The 23,124-nt window shown below is 45.5% G+C and carries 19 protein-coding genes; 5 read left to right on the top strand and 14 right to left on the bottom strand.

Features of this window, described 5'->3' with window-relative positions; translation table 11 throughout:
- Window positions 1-217: 217 nt before the first annotated feature.
- Window positions 218-970, top strand: a complete 753-nt coding sequence (locus DWZ40_RS05720; RefSeq protein ID WP_243035219.1) for a 3D domain-containing protein — start codon at window positions 218-220, stop codon at window positions 968-970.
- 91 nt (window positions 971-1,061) lie between these two features.
- Here the strand turns inward: DWZ40_RS05720 and DWZ40_RS05715 are convergent, their stop codons facing one another.
- Genes DWZ40_RS05715 through DWZ40_RS05705 form a run of 3 tightly spaced genes read right to left on the bottom strand, consistent with a single transcriptional unit; the run spans window position 1,062 to window position 4,459 of the window.
- Window positions 1,062-2,207, bottom strand: coding sequence for a mandelate racemase/muconate lactonizing enzyme family protein (locus DWZ40_RS05715; RefSeq protein ID WP_118541588.1), 1,146 nt, complete (start codon window positions 2,205-2,207; stop codon window positions 1,062-1,064).
- A 35-nt stretch (window positions 2,208-2,242) separates the two neighbouring features.
- Complete coding sequence (locus DWZ40_RS05710; RefSeq protein ID WP_118541586.1) at window positions 2,243-3,142, bottom strand: alpha/beta hydrolase; 900 nt, start codon at window positions 3,140-3,142, stop codon at window positions 2,243-2,245.
- Window positions 3,143-3,163: 21 nt separating this feature from the next.
- Window positions 3,164-4,459, bottom strand: a complete 1,296-nt coding sequence (locus tag DWZ40_RS05705) for an SLC13 family permease (protein WP_243025687.1) — start codon at window positions 4,457-4,459, stop codon at window positions 3,164-3,166.
- A gap of 410 nt (window positions 4,460-4,869) precedes the next feature.
- On the opposite strand from DWZ40_RS05705, the gene DWZ40_RS05700 reads away from it, so the two are divergent.
- Window positions 4,870-5,802 carry an AraC family transcriptional regulator gene (locus DWZ40_RS05700; protein ID WP_118541584.1) on the top strand — a complete coding sequence of 311 codons (933 nt, stop codon included), beginning with the start codon at window positions 4,870-4,872 and terminating at the stop codon, window positions 5,800-5,802.
- Between the two features lie 102 nt (window positions 5,803-5,904).
- Here the strand turns inward: DWZ40_RS05700 and argH are convergent, their stop codons facing one another.
- From argH to DWZ40_RS05685, 3 genes are all read right to left on the bottom strand, one after another.
- Window positions 5,905-7,275 carry an argininosuccinate lyase gene (argH, locus tag DWZ40_RS05695; protein WP_118541727.1) on the bottom strand — a complete coding sequence of 457 codons (1,371 nt, stop codon included), beginning with the start codon at window positions 7,273-7,275 and terminating at the stop codon, window positions 5,905-5,907.
- Window positions 7,276-7,312: 37 nt separating this feature from the next.
- Window positions 7,313-10,213: a YfhO family protein gene (locus DWZ40_RS05690; protein WP_243035217.1), complete on the bottom strand. Its 2,901-nt coding sequence runs from the start codon at window positions 10,211-10,213 to the stop codon at window positions 7,313-7,315.
- A gap of 212 nt (window positions 10,214-10,425) precedes the next feature.
- Complete coding sequence (locus tag DWZ40_RS05685) at window positions 10,426-10,839, bottom strand: GtrA family protein (RefSeq protein ID WP_347560051.1); 414 nt, start codon at window positions 10,837-10,839, stop codon at window positions 10,426-10,428.
- A 311-nt stretch (window positions 10,840-11,150) separates the two neighbouring features.
- Here DWZ40_RS05685 and DWZ40_RS05680 point away from each other — a divergent pair, with 311 nt between their 5' ends.
- The gene (locus DWZ40_RS05680; protein WP_118541580.1) at window positions 11,151-12,020 is read left to right on the top strand and encodes a phosphoribosylaminoimidazolesuccinocarboxamide synthase; all 870 of its coding nucleotides are present in this window, start codon (window positions 11,151-11,153) and stop codon (window positions 12,018-12,020) included.
- 76 nt (window positions 12,021-12,096) lie between these two features.
- Here DWZ40_RS05680 and DWZ40_RS05675 read toward each other — a convergent pair whose 3' ends face one another.
- The 5 genes from DWZ40_RS05675 to DWZ40_RS05655 all read right to left on the bottom strand — a co-directional run bounded on the left by DWZ40_RS05675 (window position 12,097) and on the right by DWZ40_RS05655 (window position 16,212).
- On the bottom strand, window positions 12,097-12,873 hold the full coding sequence (locus tag DWZ40_RS05675; protein ID WP_118541578.1) for a DUF169 domain-containing protein: 777 nt from the start codon (window positions 12,871-12,873) through the stop codon (window positions 12,097-12,099).
- 50 nt (window positions 12,874-12,923) lie between these two features.
- Entirely contained in the window at window positions 12,924-14,210 is a 1,287-nt protein-coding gene (locus DWZ40_RS05670) for a TRAP transporter large permease (protein ID WP_118541576.1), read from the bottom strand.
- A 2-nt stretch (window positions 14,211-14,212) separates the two neighbouring features.
- Window positions 14,213-14,782: a TRAP transporter small permease gene (locus DWZ40_RS05665; RefSeq protein WP_118541574.1), complete on the bottom strand. Its 570-nt coding sequence runs from the start codon at window positions 14,780-14,782 to the stop codon at window positions 14,213-14,215.
- Between the two features lie 88 nt (window positions 14,783-14,870).
- Window positions 14,871-15,992, bottom strand: a complete 1,122-nt coding sequence (locus tag DWZ40_RS05660; protein ID WP_118541572.1) for a TRAP transporter substrate-binding protein — start codon at window positions 15,990-15,992, stop codon at window positions 14,871-14,873.
- Between the two features lie 16 nt (window positions 15,993-16,008).
- Window positions 16,009-16,212 (bottom strand): hypothetical protein, encoded by a 204-nt coding sequence (locus DWZ40_RS05655; protein ID WP_118707763.1) that lies wholly within the window; start codon window positions 16,210-16,212, stop codon window positions 16,009-16,011.
- Window positions 16,213-16,669: 457 nt separating this feature from the next.
- Here DWZ40_RS05655 and DWZ40_RS05650 point away from each other — a divergent pair, with 457 nt between their 5' ends.
- Together DWZ40_RS05650 and DWZ40_RS05645 are read left to right on the top strand one after the other, a co-directional pair.
- Window positions 16,670-17,377, top strand: a complete 708-nt coding sequence (locus DWZ40_RS05650) for an FCD domain-containing protein (protein WP_118541568.1) — start codon at window positions 16,670-16,672, stop codon at window positions 17,375-17,377.
- A gap of 127 nt (window positions 17,378-17,504) precedes the next feature.
- Window positions 17,505-18,701, top strand: a complete 1,197-nt coding sequence (locus tag DWZ40_RS05645; RefSeq protein WP_118541566.1) for a mandelate racemase/muconate lactonizing enzyme family protein — start codon at window positions 17,505-17,507, stop codon at window positions 18,699-18,701.
- Window positions 18,702-18,983: 282 nt separating this feature from the next.
- On the opposite strand, the gene DWZ40_RS05640 is transcribed toward DWZ40_RS05645, so the two are convergent.
- The 3 genes from DWZ40_RS05640 to DWZ40_RS05630 are packed head-to-tail and all read right to left on the bottom strand — an operon-like array spanning window position 18,984 to window position 23,120.
- Window positions 18,984-19,652, bottom strand: coding sequence for a class II aldolase/adducin family protein (locus DWZ40_RS05640; protein ID WP_118541564.1), 669 nt, complete (start codon window positions 19,650-19,652; stop codon window positions 18,984-18,986).
- Window positions 19,653-19,670: 18 nt separating this feature from the next.
- A complete protein-coding gene (locus tag DWZ40_RS05635) occupies window positions 19,671-21,734 on the bottom strand; it encodes a BglG family transcription antiterminator (protein WP_118541562.1) in 2,064 nt (687 codons plus the stop codon).
- Between the two features lie 21 nt (window positions 21,735-21,755).
- A complete protein-coding gene (locus DWZ40_RS05630) occupies window positions 21,756-23,120 on the bottom strand; it encodes a PTS transporter subunit IIC (protein ID WP_118541560.1) in 1,365 nt (454 codons plus the stop codon).
- Window positions 23,121-23,124: the final 4 nt, after the last annotated feature.

The raw sequence follows: 23,124 nt of genomic DNA, 5'->3' as shown, positions 1-23,124 counted from the left end.
CTGGTGTTCCAAATGCCGCATCACAGGATCCGGCAAACGTCTTTCATGGAGGTCTTTTCGTTTTTTCCTTGACAAATCAAAAAAATCATGTAAAATAGGGACTTATCGTTCATATATTACAAATTTGTTACATATATTTATTTTGTGTGAACCAAATATTTCTTTTTTACGTATGGCTTCACATGCAGCAAATTTGGAAAAAGGAAGGATGGATTTTATGTCAAAGAACCGAAAATTTTTTGTAACTCTGCTGACCACCGCACTGTTTCTCATCGGAGGCGCTTTCACCTCTCTGGCATCCGACTTGGATGGTTCTTTCGATGAGTTTGAAGGAAATACCATTGTCGGCTGGGGCTGGGACTCCACACAGCCAAATACCGCGGTTCCAGTTACGGTTACCATCACCAATAAAGAAACCGGCGAACAGGTAAAAAGTATTCACCAGACTGCAGCAACCTATCGCTTAGACCTGAAAGAAAACGGAGTCGGAAACGGTTATCACGGTTTCCGTATTACCATGAACTGGGACACGCTCCCGGACGGAACTTATACAATCGAAGGAAACGTAGATGGCAAAGCACTCTCCAACCCGAAAACCTATACCAAGGGAGAGGCTGCTAAGAATAATGAAGAAAACAATACCTCTGACGATAGCCACGAACATGCCTCAACCGGGCTGAAATCCCTTGGTTTCTTCCACACCACCGGCTATTGCCCGTGCAAACAGTGTTCCGAAGGCTGGGGACGCCGCACCTGTACCGGTTCCATCGCAAAGTCCAGCCACACCATTGCCGTAGACCCGCGCGTTATTCCTTATGGAAGTAAGGTCATGATCGGCGGAGTTGTCTACACCGCAGAAGACCGCGGAGGCGGTGTCAAAGGAAATCATGTGGACATCTTCTTCGACACCCACGCCCAGACACGGCAGCACGGAAAGCAGACGCAGGAAGTGTTCCTGGTGCTGGGGTAAAATAACCATTTGATTCACTTTAATAGGGCCGTGTGAGTTGCCTTTCGGCAACTCACACGGCCCTTGTCATATACTTATATTGTTATTTACATCACCAGTCTTTTACAGATCCATCGAATGCCCGGTGCGCTGCATTGCTGCCGCGCTCTTTTGCCGGATACAGTTCTTCTGCATCGTCGGCAAGTTCGATTCCGATTCCCGGTGCTTCCGGAATCATCATACAGCCATTCTCAAAATGGAATGGTTCTTTCACCATCTTGTCTTCCGCTCCATTTAAGCAGAAGCCCGGGAGTTCCTGGATCCCAAGGTTCGGAATGGATGCGCAGATCTGCAGGCAGGCTGCCGTGGATACCGGTCCAAGCGGGTTATGCGGAATCACCAGTACATCGTGTGCTTCTGCAAGCGCACAGATCTTCTTGCTGGTGGTAATGCCGCCAACTGCGCAGACATCCGGACGGATATACTGGCATGCATGGCGTGCCATCAGCACTTCAAATTCGCGCAGATCGATGGCTCTCTCACCGGTTGCGATCGGAACCCCGATCTTGGATGCCACCTCTGCCATCGTATCCACATTGTCCGGCGGAACCGGATCTTCCAGGATCATCGGGCGGTATGGCTCTACCGCACGGCCAAATGCGACAGCCTCTGGCAAGGTCATGCCGCGATGCACTTCCAAAACGAAATCAAAATCATTTCCGACTGCTTCCCGGCAGACACGGACTTTTTCTACTTCCCGCTCTATACGACTGGCGAAGAACTCTCCCTTTCCATCCGCGCTGCTCTTCGGTCCGTTGCAGAAAATCTTGGCAGCGGTGAAGCCCATCTGCTGTAGTTCCTGATACTGCTTTGCGAGTTCTTCCTTATCATCGGTTATATGCATGACGGAAGCGTAAACGCGCACCTTATCGCGGGTTTTTCCGCCCAATAATTCATAAACCGGAACGCCGAGTGCCTTTCCTTTAATGTCCCAAAGCGCAATGTCAATAGCGGAAATCGCACTCATAATGACAGAACCGCGGAAATACACGGATCGCAGAAAGTTCTGGTTAAAATCTTCAATACGGAACGGATCTTTTCCAATTAAGTAATCCGCAAACTTTTCAATGGCTGCTGCCGTTGCCTGCAGATATCCCCAGTTTCCGGCTTCTCCAAGACCGGTAATGCCGGCATCGGTGTAAACCTGTACGAAGAGATAATGTTTGGCAAAGCGCAGCTTTACGTCTGTAATCTTCATAGTTTCACTCCTTTAATGTTCTACATTCTTTCATTTTATCGGTTTATATGTTCCAAAAAGAAACGATCATGCAGTTCTAATGCTCGTTCCCATCCAGGTGTCCGGTTGCTTGTAAATCCGTGCATAGCTTCTGGAATCCTCTGCATGGTTACACAAACTCCCGCCTTTACCAATCGCATTCCAAAGTTTTCCGTATCATCTCTCAGGCTGTCTTCTCCTGCAGATAAAATCAAACAGTCCGGAAATGCAGCCAGGACCTGCTCCGTTGCAAAAGCAGGGGAACAGCATGGATCAGATGCATCTGCATCTCCCACATAAAAATCTGTATACAGTTTCTCCGTTTCCGCGCGTTTCACCCAGAATGGATCCTGTTTTAATTCCTCTGACAGCCTTTCTACCGGATTCGCGGTATTGTCTGTTGGGAAATACTCCATCAAGGCGCAACATGGATGAAATGCTTTCGTTTCCGCATTTTTCACCAGAGCCGATGCCACAAGATTGCCTCCGGCACTATGTCCGGCAAGCATGATTTTTTCCGGATCGATACACAGTTCTTCTGCATGTTCAAACACATACTGTATGATTCCATAGCTTTCTTCTGCAGCATAAGGGAACGGTTTTTCCGGTGCAAGACTATAATCAACATCCCATACCAGAGCATTCGTTGCTTCCATGACTGCACAGCAATATCTGCGGTCACGATCCGTGCGTCCTTTTAAAAATCCACCACCATGAAAGTTTAATAAAATTGGGGCCCGATCCGGCAAAGCTTCCGGCCGTTCTTCAAAGACATGCACACAATAACCGTTTTTTGTCTGAATCCAAAGTTCTGTTTCTTTTCCCGGCAGTGCCGCTAACTCTTCCTGACTCACAGGACCAAAACGATCTCTGTGCCGCACAGTCTCTGCAATAGCAATTTTTTCTTCCTGTGTCATATCCACGTCACTCCCTTTCTTTTAAAATGCAGGGAATACTGTCATGGTATAAACGATATAGATAAATGGCAAAATCAATGTAATCAGTGCGCCGCTCTTAAAGATGGCCTTCAAATCATAACCGCCATCAGCCATGCACATCGGAACCGCCGGTGTCGCCATCGGAGTGAGGAATGCCGTCAGGGAACCTGCATTGACTAACAGAACCAGTCCTGTCGGATTTGCACCCAGTGCGGAACAGGTCAGCAGACAAATCGGAACAAACACCGCAGATACAGAACGGTTCAGCATAAACTGAGTCAGTGCAAACGGGATCAGGAAGAATAACGCACCAAGCACATAGTTATTGTGAGTACCACCAACGGCTGTTGCCAAAGCATTTCCAATCATATCGCCTGCTCCGGTGTTCGTCAGGGCGGTTCCAAGTGCCAGTGCACCTACAAACAGCATTAACATATCCCACGGGATATCACGCAGTGCAGATTTCTGATCTACCACACCAAATAAAACCATCAGAAGGCTTCCGGTCAATGCCACAGACCAGGTGGTAAGATGAAGCTGGCTGGAAAAGATCAGGCATAAAATGGTTCCAAAAAATACGGCAATTCCAATCTTATCTACAACCGGGCTGAGTTTCTGTGCCTGCTTTCCAGAATTGCGGTTTTCCAGTGCTTCAATCGGGACAATCGGAGCCTTTGGTGTAAATTTCGGTCCGATAAACAGTGCCCAAAGCGGAACAATGATCAAAATCGGCCAGGTACCAATGGTAAAGTCAATCGCACGGATGCTCATACCGGTAAATCCATAGGTTTCCATAAATCCGGTAAACTGTCCGGCCTGCTGGATCGCAGTTGAAAGCGGCAGAATCCCGCAGCATGCCACACACACGACCATAACCGGGAACATATACTGGGAACGGCTATGGTTCGTATTGTCACAGAGTGCTGCCAGAAGCGGGCTTACGATCGCATAAACTACCATCGGGCTCGCAATAAAGTTTGTCAGAAGCACTGCCAGCAGAATATAACCAAAATATGCGGTTACAAAACTGCCTCTTGTGAGCTTCATGATTGCTCCGCACATACCGTCTACCAAAGATGTGCGCCGAAATCCTGCTGCCACAATAAACATGGTTGCCATCAAAAGCGTATTTACATTTGAAAAACCAGACAAAGCACCTGCCGCATCAATACAGCCGGTAAAATATAACGCTGTCAGAGAGATCATTGCCGTAAGCCACATTGGAATCTTGTTCAGCATGTAACTAACCAGCGTTGCCGCAAAGATTACCATGCAGATCATCATTTGAGTATTCATAGTTTCCCCTTCCATTATAACATCATTTTTCGAAACTCCATAAGCACTTGGCTGCCCGGGCACAGGCTTGTTGTCGTTGTGCTTATCCTAACAGAGGAAAACTCGTTTGTCGCTGCAAATATTCGCAGGTTTCCGTTACGCTTTTCTTTTCCTTTAACCTCATTTTCTTTTTATGCAGGCATATCTGACAATACGAAATCCAAATATTTTCCCTGTGCAATCTGTCGTTTTCTGCATTTTTTCTTTGTGCGTTTTGCCAGTTCTTCCTTTTCCGGGCTTGTACAAATTCCGAAACAATAATTGACTTTTCTGGTTTTGTCAGGTATCCTAAAAGCAATTTAATCAGATTCCATGTTTCATTTCCGAATTTTATGACAGGGAAAATATTTGGATTTTTAAGGAGAGAAAAAATGGATCAGACCAACTATGAGCTGGATCTTCCCCGGGAAAATATCCATCTGCGCTGTTTTGCACACAACATTATGAATTACCGCTATCACTGGCATACAGACGAATATGAGCTGAGCATTGTTCTTCAGGGAAACCAACAGTACTGCCGCGGCACCGATACGCACACGCTTCTCGAAGATGATCTGATTCTCACTGCCCCGGGCAATGGCCATGCGTCTACGCGCCAGCAGCCGGATACCCGGGCACTCGTTCTCCATTTTCCGGCAAATGCATTGAAGTTTCTGAACAAGAAGGGGTACATCTACCAGTTTCCATCCTGTCTTTCCAACGAAGGGAACCGTTACGAACCCAGATTTTGCCAGCTTCGTTTTTACGCAGCCCAGATCTGGAATGCCGTCGAGCAGGGTGGTGCTTATGCACAGTTAAGCGCAAAAGCCAATCTGGAACTGCTGCTGATCAGCCTTTTCACCAGGTTCGACCCGCAGCAGCTTAACCTCATCTCGGAAGATGACAAGCGCCGTTCTACCATGCGCCTTCTGCTGACTTATGTGGAAGAACATTATGCAGAAAAAATGGCACTGGAGGATCTGGCAGACTATGCCCAGTATAACCGCACTTACATTTCTACTTTATTTAAACAGATGGTGGGAATTAATTTTCATGAATATCTCACGCGTGTCCGATTCCAGCATGCACTAAATGACCTGACCTACACCAAAGATAATCTTACCGACATTGCATTAAGAAATGGATTTCCAGATTTAAAAACGCTGACGGCACGCTTCCGTTCCACGTTGCTTCGCACGCCTGCCGAATACCGCGCAGCCTTAAAGCCAGGAGATGTGCTTTATGAAAACCAGCGTCAGTTTCTGGATCCTGCAGACAGCGTGCTGCGGCAAAAATTAAAAGAATACACTAAAATCGGACTGTAATAAACAAACCCCGGAAGATGTAACGTTGCCGATCGCCAAATTTGAAATCTGGCTTTTCGCAATGATACATGTTCCGGGGTTTTCCGTTATAGGACTATTCCATTATTTTAACTGCTCTTTATAAATTGCAATCACATTCTTCATGGCTTCCTGTCCAGGAGCACCGATGGTGGTTCTCTTCTCGACACAGGTCTTCATGCTGATTGCTTCGTAAACATCTTCCTCAAATACCGGGCTGATCGCCTTGAATTCCTCTAACGTCATGTCATCCAGTGCAATGCCCTTATCGATGCAGAACAGCACCAGCTGGCCTACAATCCCGTGCGCATCGCGGAACGGAACACCGTGATTTACCAGATAGTCAGCCGCATCGGTTGCATTGGTGAAACCATTCTTTGCGCTTGCTTCCATGACTTCTTTGTTAAAGGTCATGGTAGAGATCATGCCGGTAAACAGTGCCAGACATCCTTTTACGGTATCAATGGCATCGAAAGTCAGCTCTTTGTCTTCCTGCATGTCCTTATCGTATGCTAACGGAATGCCTTTCATCGTAGTCAGAATCGACATCAGTGCGCCATACACACGACCGGTCTTGCCGCGTACCAGCTCCGCAATATCCGGGTTTTTCTTCTGCGGCATAATGCTGCTGCCGGTGCTGTACGCATCGTCGATCTCCACAAAGCGGTACTCGTTGCTGTTCCAGATGATGATTTCCTCAGAGAAGCGGCTTAAATGCATGGCAATCGTGGACAGGGCCGATAACAGCTCGATCACATAATCGCGGTCAGATACGGAGTCCATGCTGTTTAAGGTCGGTCCGTCAAAGCCAAGAAGCTCTGCCGTATACGCACGATCCAGCGGATAAGTGGTTCCTGCCAGCGCGCCGGAGCCCAGCGGGCAGTAGTTCATGCGCTTACGGATATCATGCAGACGGCTTCTGTCACGGGAGAACATCTCAAAATAAGCGCCCATATGATGAGCCAGAGTAACCGGCTGTGCTTTCTGTAAATGCGTGAAGCCCGGCATATAGGTATCCAGATTTTCTTCCATAATCTTTAACAGTTCTTCCAGCAGATTCTTAACCAGCACATCGATCTCATCGATCTCATCGCGGCAGTAAAGCTTCATGTCGAGTGCGACCTGGTCATTTCTGCTTCGTCCGGTATGAAGACGCTTGCCGGCGTCGCCAATGCGTTCGATCAGATTTGCCTCTACAAAAGAGTGGATATCCTCATGTTCTTTGGTAAATACCAGCTTGCCGGACTCAATATCGGTGAGAATGCTGTTTAATCCGTCGATGATTGCCTTGCGATCTTTCTCCGATACAATGCCCTGCTTTGCCAGCATGGTGACATGCGCAATGCTGCCCTGAATGTCCTGATGATAGAACTTCTGGTCAAAGGATAAGGATTCATTAAAGTTGTGTACCAGCTGGTTTTCTTCCTTGGTGAAGCGTCCACCCCATAATTTCATAATATTCGTCTCCTCTTTTTCGTATTTTTTATCATGATCACTGTTCATACTCCTGCTCTTCCCGGTACCGGCGAAGGAAATATCCGCCAAGTGCAATCAATGCCAGCAGCACCACACTGACTCCTGAGATGATTGCTCCCGAAATCAGTCCCTTCGGTGTGTATTCCATCGTCACGGTATGGGTTCCGGCACTCAGCCAGATTCCCACAAATGCATCCAGAATCTTTTCCGGCTTCTGTTCTTTTCCATCGACCAGAACGTTCCAGCCTTCATCGTAAGGAATCGACGTGAACATCCAGCCATCCTGGTCGCAGCTGATCGTTCCTTTTAATGAGGTGTCGGTCCAGCTCGTCAGCGTCCATGGATGGGCAGAAAGCTTCGCTGCGACAGAGCCGAGTCCGTTTTCCGAGAAGCGGTATACATCGGCCCACATTTCTTCCTTGCTGTCCACGGCTGTCAGGGTAACTGCTTCCCCGGCAACGCAATAGCCAAGTTCCAGAAGATAGCCGCGGTCTACATTGGTAAAGGTTTTCGTACCCTTCCAGGTCGTGGCTGTCACTTTTTCAATCTTTTTATTTCCGACATAAGCGTAATACTCCCCGCTTGTTTCCGGATAAAAGATCAGGTCACTGCCCTCTGTACTTGTATCCAGGACCAGATTCATGATCTGCTCAGCCCCAAGCGCATCAGCCAGGCTGTTCTGGACATCCGCCGGATTTCCTGTTTCCCGGTTCCATTTGGATTCAAAGTCCGGTTCCACATAAAAACCAACCGGAAGCGTGTAGTTATTCTGATACAGCCAGACACCATCCTGCTCCCCGATCACCGTGCGAAGGGAAGTGTCTTCCGGCTTTTCCGAATAAATTCCATACTTCACGGAAAACAGCGCATCGATAAGCGGTGTACTTCCGGTAATGCTGTAAGCATTCGTCGAACTTTCGCAGCCCAGCTTCTTAAACAATGCAGAAAGATCTGCATTCGCAGTAGAAGAAAACAGGGAAACCGATGGGAAATGCATCCAGGCTCCATCATTTTTGGTTTTCCGTGTTACTTTTTCCATGCGGAAAAATGTATCGTTCGGCTGGATAGAATCCACCAGCTGCTCCACAGCCGCATTATCGTCCGTGTAGGCCGTCCGGCTGGTTGTCGTCACACTGGTTACTGCCGTATTCACCGCGGCTTCAATTGAAACCACTGCCAGTGCATAAAACAATGCCGGGAAATAATAACGCCTGCCCTTCTGGTATAGCGCAATCGCCCCCAGATACAGCGCCAGGAACAAAATCGCCACATAATATACAATAAAATGGAAGTGATCTTCCGTAACCAGCTTCTGTGCCATCAGCACAAAGACCACCGATCCGGCAAACGCTGCCGTCACATGCTTCCACGGTGTTTCCCTCAGATACATATAAGCCCGGTAGCACGCAAACAGCACAAGGAAAATATAAATATAGGACTGTCTGCACGGCAGACTGTTTGGGTAATGGAAGCCATGCCAGATAAAGTTCAGGACATTAAACGAAAAGCTTGCAAAGAAGAACAGCAGCATGATACAGTATACCGCCTTTTCCTTTGCAGATATCTTTTTGCAGAGCAGGTAAAGAATGAAAAACATCAGCACCGCTACTCCGCAATAAACATTCGGCCAGTGATCCAGTCCGATTTCCGTCTCCACGTTGCCGATATGACGCGCGATCATATCGAAAATCGGAAAATACTGGGAAAATGTCTTTGGAAAGCTCACATCTCCGGAAGCAGTCATCTGCAGGGCAAAGACCTCCGGAAGCAGAACTATCGCCGACAGACCACCCGCCAGCAGGGAATACACTGCAAACTGGAATCCGCGCCCAATAAATTTTTCCCAGTGCATGTCCTCATCCAAAACCAGCAAGGCGATAAAATACAGCACCATAAAAATGCAGGTCATGATGGAGATATAATAATTGGAAAGAATGGACATGCCAAGCGTCAGGCAGTAGAGCATTCCTTTTCCGTCTTTCACAAGCCGTTCCAGTCCCAAAACGATCAGTGGAAACAGGATAATGCAGTCCAGCCACATGATATTCCAGCTGTAAGCCGCCATATATCCCGATAAGGCATAAAAAATACCGAAAAACGCCACACCAAAATCATTGGTTCTGCAATGCTTCCTTAAATAATACGCCATCGTCAGACCGCACAGACCCGTTTTCAGCACAATCTGGTACGTCATAAACTCGATGACCAGCCCCTTTGGGCAAAGGATCAAAAGCCAGTTGAACGGGCTTGCCAGATAGTAGGCATACAGTGCTGAAAAATTCACGCCCATGCCGACGTCCCAGCTGTAAAGCAGGCTGCCGCCGTTTTTCAGTTTAGACTGAAATTCCGAAAAGAACGGCGCATACTGATGGTACATGTCAGTTCGCAGGAAGGTTTCCTCCCCAAATGGAAAAATCCCCCGCTGCACAAAAATGATCAGCATGATCACCACCGGAATCAAAAATGCTGCGATCAGGGCATCGCCGGAGCGGATCAGACCTTCCTCTTCCATAGCCTGCCTGCGCAGACGCTTTTTCGCACGTTTTTCCTGACGGGTGAGATGCCTGGGTGGGTCGTTTCCGACCTGCACCGATGATGCACCTTCTCGTTCCGGTATTTTTGCACTTTCCGATCTTTCTGCTGATTCCGACATTCGTGCATTCACCGGTGTTTCTGGATTTTTCGGCATTTGTGTTTTCTCCAATGTTTCTGGATTTTTCGGCATTTGTGTTTTCTCCGATGTCTTTTCACGTTTTGGCATTCCTGCATTCTCAGATGTTTCCGGAGTCTTCTCCACGAACTGCTCAGTCTGACTGCTTTTGGCTTCCACACTGGCGACCGCACGTTCCATCTCTGCCAGCAGATCCGCCACACTTCCCTTGTTTTCCCGAAGTGTGCCTCTTTTTTCTTCAACCATAAGTAAATCCTCTAGTTCTCTCGTAACACAGGCGATTTTTTCGCTTTGCATGCTGCATCTCCCTACTTACGATGATTATGATTCCTTGTTTTCAAGAAAGAATCCTGCTTTGCAGGATTCTTCGCCTGCGGCGGATCGCAATGGCGACATGATTCCTTTCTGCCGCAGTGCGATCCTCGCGGAGCGTTTTTCATTTCATAGGATGCACTTTCCTATGAAATAAAAATAAACCACTTGCTGAAGACGTAGTTCAGGACCAGGGAAATGGCTGATACCACAATCTTACAGATAAAATCCTGTTTGATTCCAAGTCCACTCACCATAACGATCATTGCCACCATGGTAAATGCGCCGGTTGCTGCCCGGCACGCCACAAACGGGACAAATTCTGACCAGACTTTTTTCGGATGAAGGTCAAAACTACAAAACACAAACAGTTTATTCGTCACAAAAGCAAACATCACTGCCGCCGCCCAGGATCCCGCCGTAGCAACCCGATAATCGATTCCAATATGGCGCATGTACCAGTAGCTGATCCAGTCCACCAGGGTCGTCAGTACCCCGAAAATCAGGTAGGAAATGGTCTCCCGGTTTACGAGTTTCTTCCATAATTTAGTTATCATCATATTCTCCAATTTTCACTGCTTTACACCTGGCATCTTTGCCATCCTCCGCACCTTTCCGGTACAGCGTGTCAGCGATTATTACATATGCCCCATTATATGGCACAGAGCCTGAATTGTAAAGCGCTCCCTCCCCAGTCCGAAAAATTTTATAAGTTTTTTTAATAAAAGACTTGCTATTTATTCGTTTTGCGTATATCCTATTAGCAGAAGCTGCTTTCTTTCGTGGCAGCTCCCCCTACAATCGTAACTTTACAGTTTTTGCAGCTGCCTGTATTACACAGCCGCAAACCATAAAAAACACTCAGCGAGGTATGAAGATGAAACCAGTTAAAGAAGGAAAGGTACGCGAAATCTATGACAACGGTGACAGCCTGATCATGGTAGCCACTGACCGCATCAGCTGTTTTGATGTGATCCTCCACAATACGGTGACAAACAAAGGTAAAGTTCTGACCCAGATGTCCAAATTCTGGTTTGATTTAACCAAAGACATTCTGCCAAACCACATGATCACCACCGACGTAAAAGAAATGCCGGAGTTTTTCCAGACTCCGGAATTTGAAGGTAAGACCATGATGTGCCGGAAGCTCACCATGCTCCCGTTAGAGTGCATTGTCCGCGGCTATATCACTGGAAGCGGCTGGGCAAGCTATAAAGAAAACGGAACCGCATGCGGCGTAAAGCTGCCGGAAGGCTTACAGGAATGCCAGAAACTGCCTGAGCCGATCTACACCCCTTCCACCAAGGCAGAGATCGGTGATCACGACGAAAACATCACCTATGAGCAGAGCATCGATCACCTCGAGAAATACTTCCCGGGCAAAGGTGCCGAGTATGCTGAAAAACTGCGTGACTGCACCATCGCACTCTACAAGAAATGCGCTGACTACGCATACAGCCACGGCATCATCATCGCAGATACCAAGTTTGAGTTTGGTCTGGACGAAAACGGCAACATCGTCATCGGCGACGAGATGCTGACTCCGGACAGTTCCCGTTTCTGGCCGGTAGAAGGCTACGAAGTTGGTCACAGCCAACCGTCCTTCGACAAGCAGTTTGCACGCGACTGGCTCAAGGCAAATCCGGGAAATGACTGGACTCTGCCGGAAGATGTTGTTCAGAAAACCATTGAGAAATATCTCCAGAGTTATGAGATGCTGACTGGGGAGAAGCTGAAATAACAATTTCAGCCAAAAACGACGGACCGTGGAAGTTGCCGAAGGCAGCTTCCACGGTCCTATTACGTTCACTCTATTATTACTTTAAATCAACCGTACTATTCAGTTCTTTCGCCATTTCCTGCCAATGATCCATTCTGCGCTTTAATTCTGCTTTGCTTTCCTCATCTTCCCGGAATGCGATGGCCGTCCACGGCATTTCATCCAATGCCTGCACAACCTCATCGATCTTCTGGAACGGGATGGAAATCATGCGTAAACCTGCAGGATATGCTTTGCGGCGTTTCAAACCATGATAAAAACCGGTGGTAATGTGGTTTACTTTTCCTGTTATAACCGGATATGCATACATCCAGGAACAGCTGATTACCGGGGAGGATTTGGATTCCCAGAAATCTCCGGAAATGTAACTGGTCGCCCGCATCAGAATATCCGCTTTTTCCACATCAGCAATGCACATGATCATATCCGGGTCAAACTGACAGTCTTTGACCGGTGAAAATACGACGTAATTTACTGTACCTGGTTCAATAACCGGAAGCTCCTGATACAATTTTCTGCACCCGGCAGGGCTGCGGTACATCTCAAAATCTGCGCCAGCCTGACCACTGGCTGTAACCGGCGGTTTTGGAATCATGCCAAGAGCCATTTTTCCATAACATGCATCATCTTCTTTTGTAATATAAAACGTCTTGCCGGTTTTCTGGACTTCGCGCACATATTCGCAGAATGCATATTTTTTGTCGCCCTCAAAATGCGGTACTCCCTCCGGTTTCGTCGGTAAATAGTGAAGCGCAACCGGTTCATATTCCAATTCCAGTTTTGCGAACATTTCTTTCGCTTTCTGACTCAACATCCTTTTTTCCTCCTGCTGTAAAGCATTTATTTTATATGCCGTTTCTTACCTTATTTAAAAGAATTTAAGATTCCAAGCAGTCCTGTTGATAATCCTGGAATAAATGCTACCAGAATCAGGGCAAGAATCAATACCGCAATAAATGGGATTGCCGGTTTAACAATCTTATCCATCGGCATACCCGTCATACTCTGTGCAACAAAGACATTTGCACACACAGGCGGTGTACAGAAGCCAATTGCAAGAGCAAGTGTCATAACGATACCAAACTGCAGAGAGCTTACGCCAACAGCCTTGGCAACATTTAAAAGAACCGGGCTGAAAATAACGATAGCCGGAGTCGTCTGCATGAACATACCAATAAAGAACAGAATTACCGTCACGAGCAGCATTACAACATATGTATTGGTGGTAATACCCAGGAAGAATGCAGCAATTGCTTTATTGATTCCCATATACGCAAAAATCAAACCAATCGCAGTAGCCGGTGCAACCGTCCACATCATACCGCCAGAGAATGTTGCGGTAGATTTGAACTGTCCCCAAAGTTCCTTAAAGGTAACCTCTTTATATACAAAGCAGCCAATGATAATGCCGTAAACCGTTGCTACAACTGATGCCTCTGTTGCCGTGAAGATACCGGCATAGATACCGCCCAGGATAATGACCGGCATGAACAATGCCCACTTTGCATCCCAGAAACCTTTCAATGCTACCTTAAGTTCGAAATGGTTTTCGCCTTTGATTCCATGTTTTCTGCAGTAGATATAGTTTACAATCATTAAAAGACCGCCAACCAGCAGTGCCGGAACAATTCCTGCAATAAACAGATCACCAATGGATTCATTGTTGGTTACACCATAAATAACCATCGGATAACTCGGCGGAACGATGATTCCAAGACCGCCTGCTACCGCAACCAGACCGGTTGCATAGTATTTGTCATATCCGTTTCTTACCATCTCTGGAAGCATGATCGCACCAATTGCCGCTACCGTAGCAACCGCAGAACCGGATACTGCACCAAACAGCATGCAGGCCAGAATCGTAACCATACCCAGGGAACCGGTAATACCGCCAATACAGTTATTTGCTGCATTTACAAGGCGTTTGGAAATACCGCCCTTATCCATGATGTTACCGCAAATCATAAAGAACGGAAGTGCAATCATCGAAGAACTTGCAACACCCGTGTAAAAGCTCTGTGCCAGGAATGATGCAGAAGTTACCTGGTTAAAAAACAGTAAAATGAAGCACGGAAAGATCAGACAAATTCCGATCGGAACACCGATTGCAAAGAACACAACCATACTGCCAAATAAAATTAACAAATCCATACTTATGCTCTTCCTCCTTTGTTCGCAATTCTTTCCTGATACTCACGCTCACAGGAATCCAGATCCAGAGACGGCTTGGATGCACCAAGGCGTTTTTCGTCTTCGTGTAAAAGTTTTACGATATCTCCAAGCAGTTTCACTACACTTACAACCAGAATAAACGGAATCAGCCAGTAACTGATTGCTTTCGGAATTCCAAGAATGGGGGTTTTGGAAGAACCAATGCTCTGAATCAGTTCCATAAATGGGAAAATCAGATAAATGTTAAACACAATGAAGATCACATCTCCTAAAATCAGCAATGCTTTTTTCACTTTGAACGGAAGTACGTTCAGCAATGCATCGATTCGCAGATTCTTACGGTAAGTAATCGCACTGGAAACGCCAAGATAAGTCATCCATACAAAAAGAATGATGGAAAGTTCCTCAGTCCAGGTGAAGGAATGATGAAACACATAGCGGCTTACTACCTGCAAAAACAGCAGACACATAATCACAATAAATAACACTGCACTAATATACTGATCGATATTTACAATGAAATTCTTTAAGTCGAACTTTTTCTTGTCCATATCTGTTCCTTTCTGTTTTGAAAGACTGCCAGAGCACAATGTCTCCGGCAGTCTTTTATTTTCCTTCGTATTCAGGTTTTACCGGAAATTAAACACCTACTGCTTCCATCAGGGCATTGTAACGCTCTTCGCCCATAACTTCTTTTGCTTTCTCCCATGTAGTGCTTGCTGCATCTTTGAAGCCCTGAAGTTCTTCATCCGTCGGCTGATAAATGGTCATGCCTTCATCCTCAAGAAGTTTCTTGTATTCATCGTCTGCCTTAATCGCTGCTTCCTTGGATGCTTTTACAGCTGCCTCATTTGCTTTGTCGATCGCTGCTTTCTGGTTATCAGAAAGGCTGTTGTACTTATCCGCATTCATGAATACAAACGTAGAAGTATAGGAATGGGAAGTCAGGCATGCATATGGGTTAACCTCATAAAACTTCTGGGAATAGATTGTAGATAACGGGTTTTCCTGAGCATCTACCATCTTGGTCTGCAGTGCGCTGTACAGTTCACTGATCGGCACGGAAGTTACTGCACATCCCATAGCTTCGAGTGCTGCAATCTGCAGGGTATCGTTCATAGTACGGATTTTTAAGCCTTTCATATCTGCTACCGTGTGAATTGGTTTGGAAGCTGTCATCTGACGGAAACCGATAGAAATATAAGCAAGCGGTTTTACACCAGGTACATCCTGCTCCAGCTGGTCTTTCATCTTCTGACCAATCTCGCCTTCCAGAATCTTATGTGCATCATCGTAACTTGAGAATAAATAAGGAACATTCAGCTCTGCAAATGCATTGCTATACTCTGCCCAGCTTCCGGTATTGAAATGGGATACTTCAAATGCGCCAGTCTGGATACCATTTACAATTGCGTCGGTTCCGGAGGCAAGCTGTCCATCCGGGAAAACATCTACGGTAATGCTTCCGCCAGATTCTTTTTCCACGGTATCTACCCAGGTCATCAAGCCTGCAGACATACCTGTGTTGCGATCTTCCAGTTCTTTTGCCGAAACGCTGGATGCCAGTCTTAACGTTACTGGCTTGTCATCACTGGAATCTGCCGGTGCATCGCCCTTGTTTTCCCCGGTCTTCGCATCTGCAGCCTGTGTATCCGCTGCTTTTGTGTCTGCAGTCTTGCTTCCTCCACATGCCGCAAGAGAACCTGCTACCGCTACAGATAACCCGAATGCAACCGCTTTTTTCATCATGTTCTTTCTCATTTTGTACTCTCCCTTTTTATATTGTTTTTGCTTTGTTCAATGCTGTTTCCAGATCCAATGTTTTGAATCCGTCTTCAAAAATGAAACATGGCAATCCAACGCGACCACTTTCCATGTAATCTTCTTTTCCAGATATTTCTCGAAGACTTTCATAAACTTCATCATGTTCGTGTAATGCCAGAAAGCGTTTTAAATCTGCAAGACTGGATGAAATATCCATAAACGAAAATGTCACACCAGCTTCCTTACACTTTATGATTGCATAAAGCGTATTGGGGCACATATGACTTCCGACTAATTGAAATCTCATAGTCTGTACCTTTCCTCTAGTTTTTCTTGTATTTCTGTCATCCTGTTATACAGGTATACTATCATACTTCTTTTTATTTTGCAATAGTGAATTTCATTTTATTTAACACATTCGCATACTAGTTTAATAGGTTATAAGATGCTGCCTATTATCAAAACACCACTTCTACTTGTCAAGCATTTTTGACGTTTTTTGAAATATTTCATGCAATGTTTTCAATATCCTACATGATTTTCTTTTTCTAATTGGCATGAATATTGCTTCGTAAATCAACTGCGGTAAATAAATTTTACTTGCTTTCCTCAGTCAATCCTGTTATGCTGTTCATAAATATACTTGTATAACAGCTAGACTTGAGGAGAATATCATGAAAAAATTTGTTAAATCCAGCCTTGTGGATCAGATTTTTGATTACATTCAGGGCGAAATCATCCATGGAACCTGGAAACCAGGCGAAAAGCTTCCTTCTGAAACCGAACTTGCTGCATCCCTGGAAGTCAGCCGTATGTCTCTGCGCAGTGCAATCCAGCGCTGCTGTGCTATGGGTCTCACGGAAACCCGCACCGGAGAAGGTACCTTTGTCCGCAACTTCAGCCTGCGCTCTTATTTTTCTGAATTATATAGAATGAAACTGCTTGGTCAGCAGCCAAATGAAATTAATGACTTATGTGCCATTCTCCAGTTAGGAAGCGCGCGCCTCGCTTTTGCATCAAACGTTACTCCAGAAAAGATACAGGAACTGGAGCAGCTGGACCAGACTATGGAAAGCGCTGCAAATGCCAACGATCAGAATGCATTTCATGAGGCAGACATCCAATTTCACCGTGCTATCTGCGGATTGGGTGACAACCATCTTCTGTTTATGATCTACGATGCTGTTGAATCATTGATTGACGACACCATACAGCACAACGTAGAGTTATCCGTAAAACATGCGGGCGGATATTCTCTGGTTCTGGAACATCACCGGGAGCTCTTAGAAAGTATCCGTGCCAATGATATGGATCGATTTACCAAAGCAATCATGGCATCACGCAGCCGTTCCATCCACTATTATCCAACCCTGGAATCATAATATTTTTCGATTCACGCTTGACTTTTCATCTTCTTCGTGTTAGCATGCCTGTATAATAAGTAACTTGTAATACATCTTATACTTCTGTCATACCTGTTAAAATTATCTAAATCAGGAGTGTATTTGTATGAAAATTACCAGTGTTAATGTCATTGAATGTAAACCAAATGTAATGGGAAAAGTTGTCTGCGTAAGAATCAACACAGACACCGAGATTTACGGATATGGTGAAGTTGGATTATCCTACGGTGTCGCTCATTATGCAGCAGTCGGAATCGCACGCGACTATGGGCAGCTTATTATCGGTATGGATCCGTTAAAACCGGAGCTGATCTGGGAGACCATCTTCCGTTCCACCTTCTGGGGCATGGGCGGTGGTACCGTAATCAATGCTGGTATGAGTGCCATTGATACCGCTCTGTGGGATATTACCGGCAAAGCATACAACATGCCTGTATATCAGCTGTTAGGTGGCAAGACCACTTCCAAAATCCGCGCTTACGCTAGCCAGCTGCAGTTCGGCTGGGGGCCGGAACATTTATTTTTAACTGATCCGGATGATTATGCAAAAGCGACCGAGGATGCTCTGGCAGATGGCTACGATGCAATCAAGGTGGATCCAATGGGTGTTACTTCTGATGGTAAATGGGCTCGTGAAGCTATGAACCCGAACTGGAAGATGCGCGGTAAACTCAGTGAGAAGATGTTAGACACCTGCTACAAGCGTACCGAAGCCATGAGAAAAGTTGGCGGCAAGGATCTTGATATTATCATCGAAACTCACTCCTACCCGGATATGAACACCGGCATCCAGTTAGGTGAGCGACTTGAACCTCTTGGCATCTACTACTACGAGGAACCATGTAACCCATTAAACGTTGATAATATGCTGGAAATCCACAAAGCACTTCCGCGTATTGCTCTTGCCAGCGGCGAGCGTATCTACACCAGATGGGGCTTCCGTCAGTTTCTTGAGAAACATGTCCTTCAGGTTATCCAGCCTGACCTTACCATCTGCGGCGGTATCTCCGAAACAAAAAAGATCTGTGATATGGCCAACATTTATGATGCAGCCGTACAGCTCCATATCTGCGGTGGCCCGATTGCTACTGCTGCCAGCCTGCAGGTTGAAGCTGTTATCCCGAACTTCTTAATCCATGAAGTTCACGAGGGTGCAATCAAGAAAGATATGCGTGACCTTGGTATGTACGAAGATATCAAACCGGTTAATGGTGCTTACGAGGTTCCAGATCGTCCTGGTATCGGACAGGAGCTTTCCCAGAAAGCACTGGATGAGGCAGTTAACGTTTACACCTGTCAGTAATCCATTTATTTCGTAACCCATTAACATAGGAAGGAGTTCATGTAATATGTTAAGCCAACGCGCAAAAGGGTTGTACAGGCATTAGATGAGATGCCATGGACTGCGATTGCATTCCGTGAGGATGAAGAAAGTAAGGCTGAATTAAAGCGCAGAATGGACCATTGGCAGGAAATGGCACAAGAACTCAATAGTACGGTAGATTTGCACTAAGAAATCAAAGGGGCTGTCACAAAATCATCTCATATGGATGATTTTGTGGCAGCCCCTTTTCAACTCTCTCTGTTAAGCACTAATAACCTGACGCTTCTTTTTTGATTTTTCTTTTACAAACACCTTATAATCCTCTGTCATTGGTTTATAATCGAATCCTCCCGCTTTTAACAGCAGATACATCTCGCTGTTGCGTTCAATAATATCGGATGCAATTACTGCATCTTTCATGGAAATCCCTACTCCTAACGCTCCATGATTTGCCATCAGAAGCCCGGCAGTGGTTCCAATTCCATCCTTTACATATTCAGCCAGTTCTTTGGATCCGGGAAATGCAAACGGAACAATATTAATATCTCCACCCAGATACAGAGACTGTTCGGTGTCAATTGCCGGCATGATATCCAGTCCCTTAATCAAACTAACCGTCGTTGCATATTTTGAATGGGTATGTACCAGGGCCCGAAGTTCCGGACGTGCCCAATATACCCCCAAATGCATGGAACACTCAATAGATGGCTGGTGCTTTCCTGAGACTATCTCTCCATTCAGATTTACCACAACCAGATCATCTTCTGTCATCGTATCATATGGCAGACTTGTCGGTGTGATAACGACCAGATCTGTCCCATCCGCTCTGGCACTCAGATTTCCCACTGTTCCTAACAGATAACCTCTTTCCACCATCAGACGGCAGCCCCATAAGACTTCCTCTTTTGCTTTTTGTAATGCATCTGACATATCCACAATTCCTCCATCCTATATTTTCAGACTGCTTTCCCATTCAATCAGCTGTACCAGTTTTTCTGGGTTTTCAGCCATCCGGATCTTATTTAAGTTAACTTCATTTTCCAGAAGATGAATCAGCTGATACAACGCTGTTAAATGGATCGTTTTATCCGGAGTAGCCAAAACCATAATGATATCTGCGTCCATATATCCATTTATTGATATTCTCTCTGGCATTCGGTAAAGTGACATTGCGGGCCTGGCTACTCCGTCATCTACACCTGCATGCGCAACAATCACACCATCCGCCAGCATGATATATGGCTGATTTTCCTGAATCAGCCGGATCATCTTATTAATATAGCGCAGCTCAATGCTTCCGTTTTCCCATAAAACATTGGACGCATTTCGAATTGCCTCATCCCATGGATAAACCTCCGCCGCAAATTCTATATTTTCCGGCTTCAGCAGATCCCGCAGGCAAAGTCCTTCATTCCGCAATTCCGGATATGCTTTCCCGGAAAATGATGACAAATACTGGTGCAGGCTTTTTTCCAGTTTATCCCGTTCCTGAACGACTGCGTAACGCTCTATCAAAGCCATAATCCCTTCTGTCGTTACATTTTCATAGCTGACTCCCTCCAGCTCCCGAAGTACTTTTTGACGAAAAATCTTTCCTGTGTACTCATTAAATGAAGGGGTTACCACAAACTGAATCTTGTCTGTGTTTAATCTTGTCGTTGTAAAAACAATCTGGAAATCTTTCTGATATTCTTCGAATCCACGGATGGAAAGGCAAGCTGTAAATTCAATTTCCGGAAACATTTCTTCCAATGTAATGTGTAAAAAATGCGACACTGTAATTCCATTGCTGCATACAACAACTGCTTTTTTTCTTGGCTGCATGGTTCCTAGAAGACCTTCCTTTCGCAGCCATGCTCCAATCAATGCGGTTATATAAATCGTTTCACGATCCGGCATTGTTTCTCCAAGCAGCGTTTCCAATGGAAATACAGACAGCTTTACAATTTCGTGCAAATACTGATATTTCGGAAGAATCATATCTGAGATATCAGGCTGCACATGATAATGATACCGGATCCGGTATACCGCCGGCTGTAAATGCTGTAACAATGCCTCCAAAAGACCTTCCTTATCAGAAATCTGTACACAACTGATCCGTTCAAAGCACTTGATCGCATCCTGTGCTGCTGCTTTCAGCTGTGCCTGATTTTCCCCTGCTTCATTCCGGCTGGAATACTTGGAAATCTGGAGCTGCATTGTAAAAAAGATTTTTTCTTTTTCACTGTCAATTCCATGTTTTATGCTAAAAGAGGACATAACCATATATTCTTTGGTGCCGGTTACATGCCTGCAGGATTCCGGCAAGTTCTGCAGCAGGCATCCGTTCCGAATCTGCCGTAAAAGGAATGCCAGAATATATGGAAATTCTTTCATCCGTTCATCTGCATAACAGACAGACAGCTTCTCTTCTATTTCTTTTATATCTGATCTCAGCTGTTCCAGCTCTGTCTGTTTTATGTGGTAAACCACAGCGAGACGTTCCTCGCCTCCAGGAATATTCAAATTCTCCCTTAATGCCTGGATAATCAATCCACGCTTGTCATATTCCTCTCCATAAACCACATATCCACGCTTTCTGTCGTAATTCAGCTCCAGGCCATAAGATTTCATAATCTCCTGAACCCGTTTCAGATCACTCATCAACGTATTTTTACTGATTTTCAATTCATCTGTAAAATGATATGTAGACAATTCTTCTGTGTGACATAACAGACGTAAGGTCAGCCAGCTGTATCGTTCTTCATCTGAGAGAACATAGGTGTACTCGGCTGTTTTCGAATCTTCTGACTGATACTCCCTGATTACCGCAAGTGAAACCAGAAATCTCCCCGTTTTCAGCCATTTGATTTCCTCGAAACCATTCTTTTTCAGGTGATCGTTAATTTTTCCAAGACTGTAGCTGATCTGTTTCCTGCTCAGCCCCAAGGACTGTTCCAGTTCTTTTCCTGAAACTGACGGATCATTCACGATCATCTTTAATATCTTAACTCCCCTTTGATCCAGGTACACCTTCAATCTCTCCTTTCAGAACTAATTTTCCCCTTCCCGGGCCAGATCTTCGGCTTCTTCCTTTCTCAGTGCTTTATAATAAGAAATAAAGCATACAAACCAAACCACTAAAATGATCAGCGGAATAAAATTGCCCTGCAGGAACTGGAACACGTGTGAAATAGAATATGTAAATACCGGTCCATTGATCAGGCTGTTACTGATCAGTTCTCCTGCATTGAGTGATACACTTCCGGTAACCGTTGCAAGCTCTGTCATAAACGGAGCAAATGCAGTTCCCACCCATAAAAAGATGGGACAGCTGATTGCCGCAAGAATAAACATCTGAATCAGATTTCCCTGTGTTACAAGAAATGCTGGAACTGCCAGGGATGAGCCCATCAGGCCGGCAAACGGAAGAATTCCGTTTCCAGGTAAAATCGCGGAAAACAACAGCATAAATGGAATGCTCCAGAGAATCGTAAGCCAGATTTCGTTGCATCCTCCCATAATCGGCCAGTCAAGACCAACGTTGAGCTCTTTTCCTTCGAATTTCTTATTCATAAATTCGCTCATTGCCTCAGAAATAGGTGATAATGCCTGCATAAAATACTTAGCTACTACCGGGAAAAGTGTCATGGCAGTCGCCGACTTTACACCCAGGATCAGCACATCAGCAAAAGCATATCTTGCCACCGCACCAAATAAACATCCTAAAATAAATCCCAGCACATGATTCTCAGCAAAAATACCAAACTTGTTTCTCAGAGTTTCCGTATCGAACTTGCGATCCATACCCGGAATTTTCTTCAGCAGACAGGCAATCGGATACATAACTGCACAAAAGGTTAATGTTGTATGCGTACAGGTCACTCCCGGGATTCCTGTTAATTTTTCGATTCTATGCTGGTTGGCATCTGCCGATTTCAATTCTACCACAACCTGCACTGCTGCCACCACAAATGCCAGAATAACACTCTTTGTAATGGATGCCACTGCAACTGCTGTGAAGATTTTCAGCCATACATTCCACAGATCTGCATTGATCGTATTCGTTTTATTTAACAGGATCATTAACACATTGATTCCGATCAGCAGCGGAAACATTAAAAATGCGTACGGCCAGGACCAGGAAATAGTTGCCATAGTAGTCCATCCACCGTCAACAACCGGAAATGACATGCCCGTTGCTGACATAATTGCCTGTGCCGCCGGATTCAGGGAATCCTTCATGAAGCTGATAATCAGGTTCATTCCAGTAAAGGCTACGGCCAATGTAATACCAGATGAAATCGCATCTTTAACTTTCATTCTCACGATCAATCCGGCAATGATCATAATAAACGGAACAAATACTGACGCCCCAAGGCCCAGAAAAAAGTTTACTATCTGAGTAAGTATCTCCATAATT

It is taken from the genome of Clostridium sp. AF32-12BH (assembly GCF_003477935.1).
Lineage (GTDB): Bacteria > Bacillota > Clostridia > Lachnospirales > Lachnospiraceae > Brotaphodocola.
Note: the sequence above shows the minus strand (reverse complement) of the source record. Positions and strands in the feature narration are given on the sequence as shown.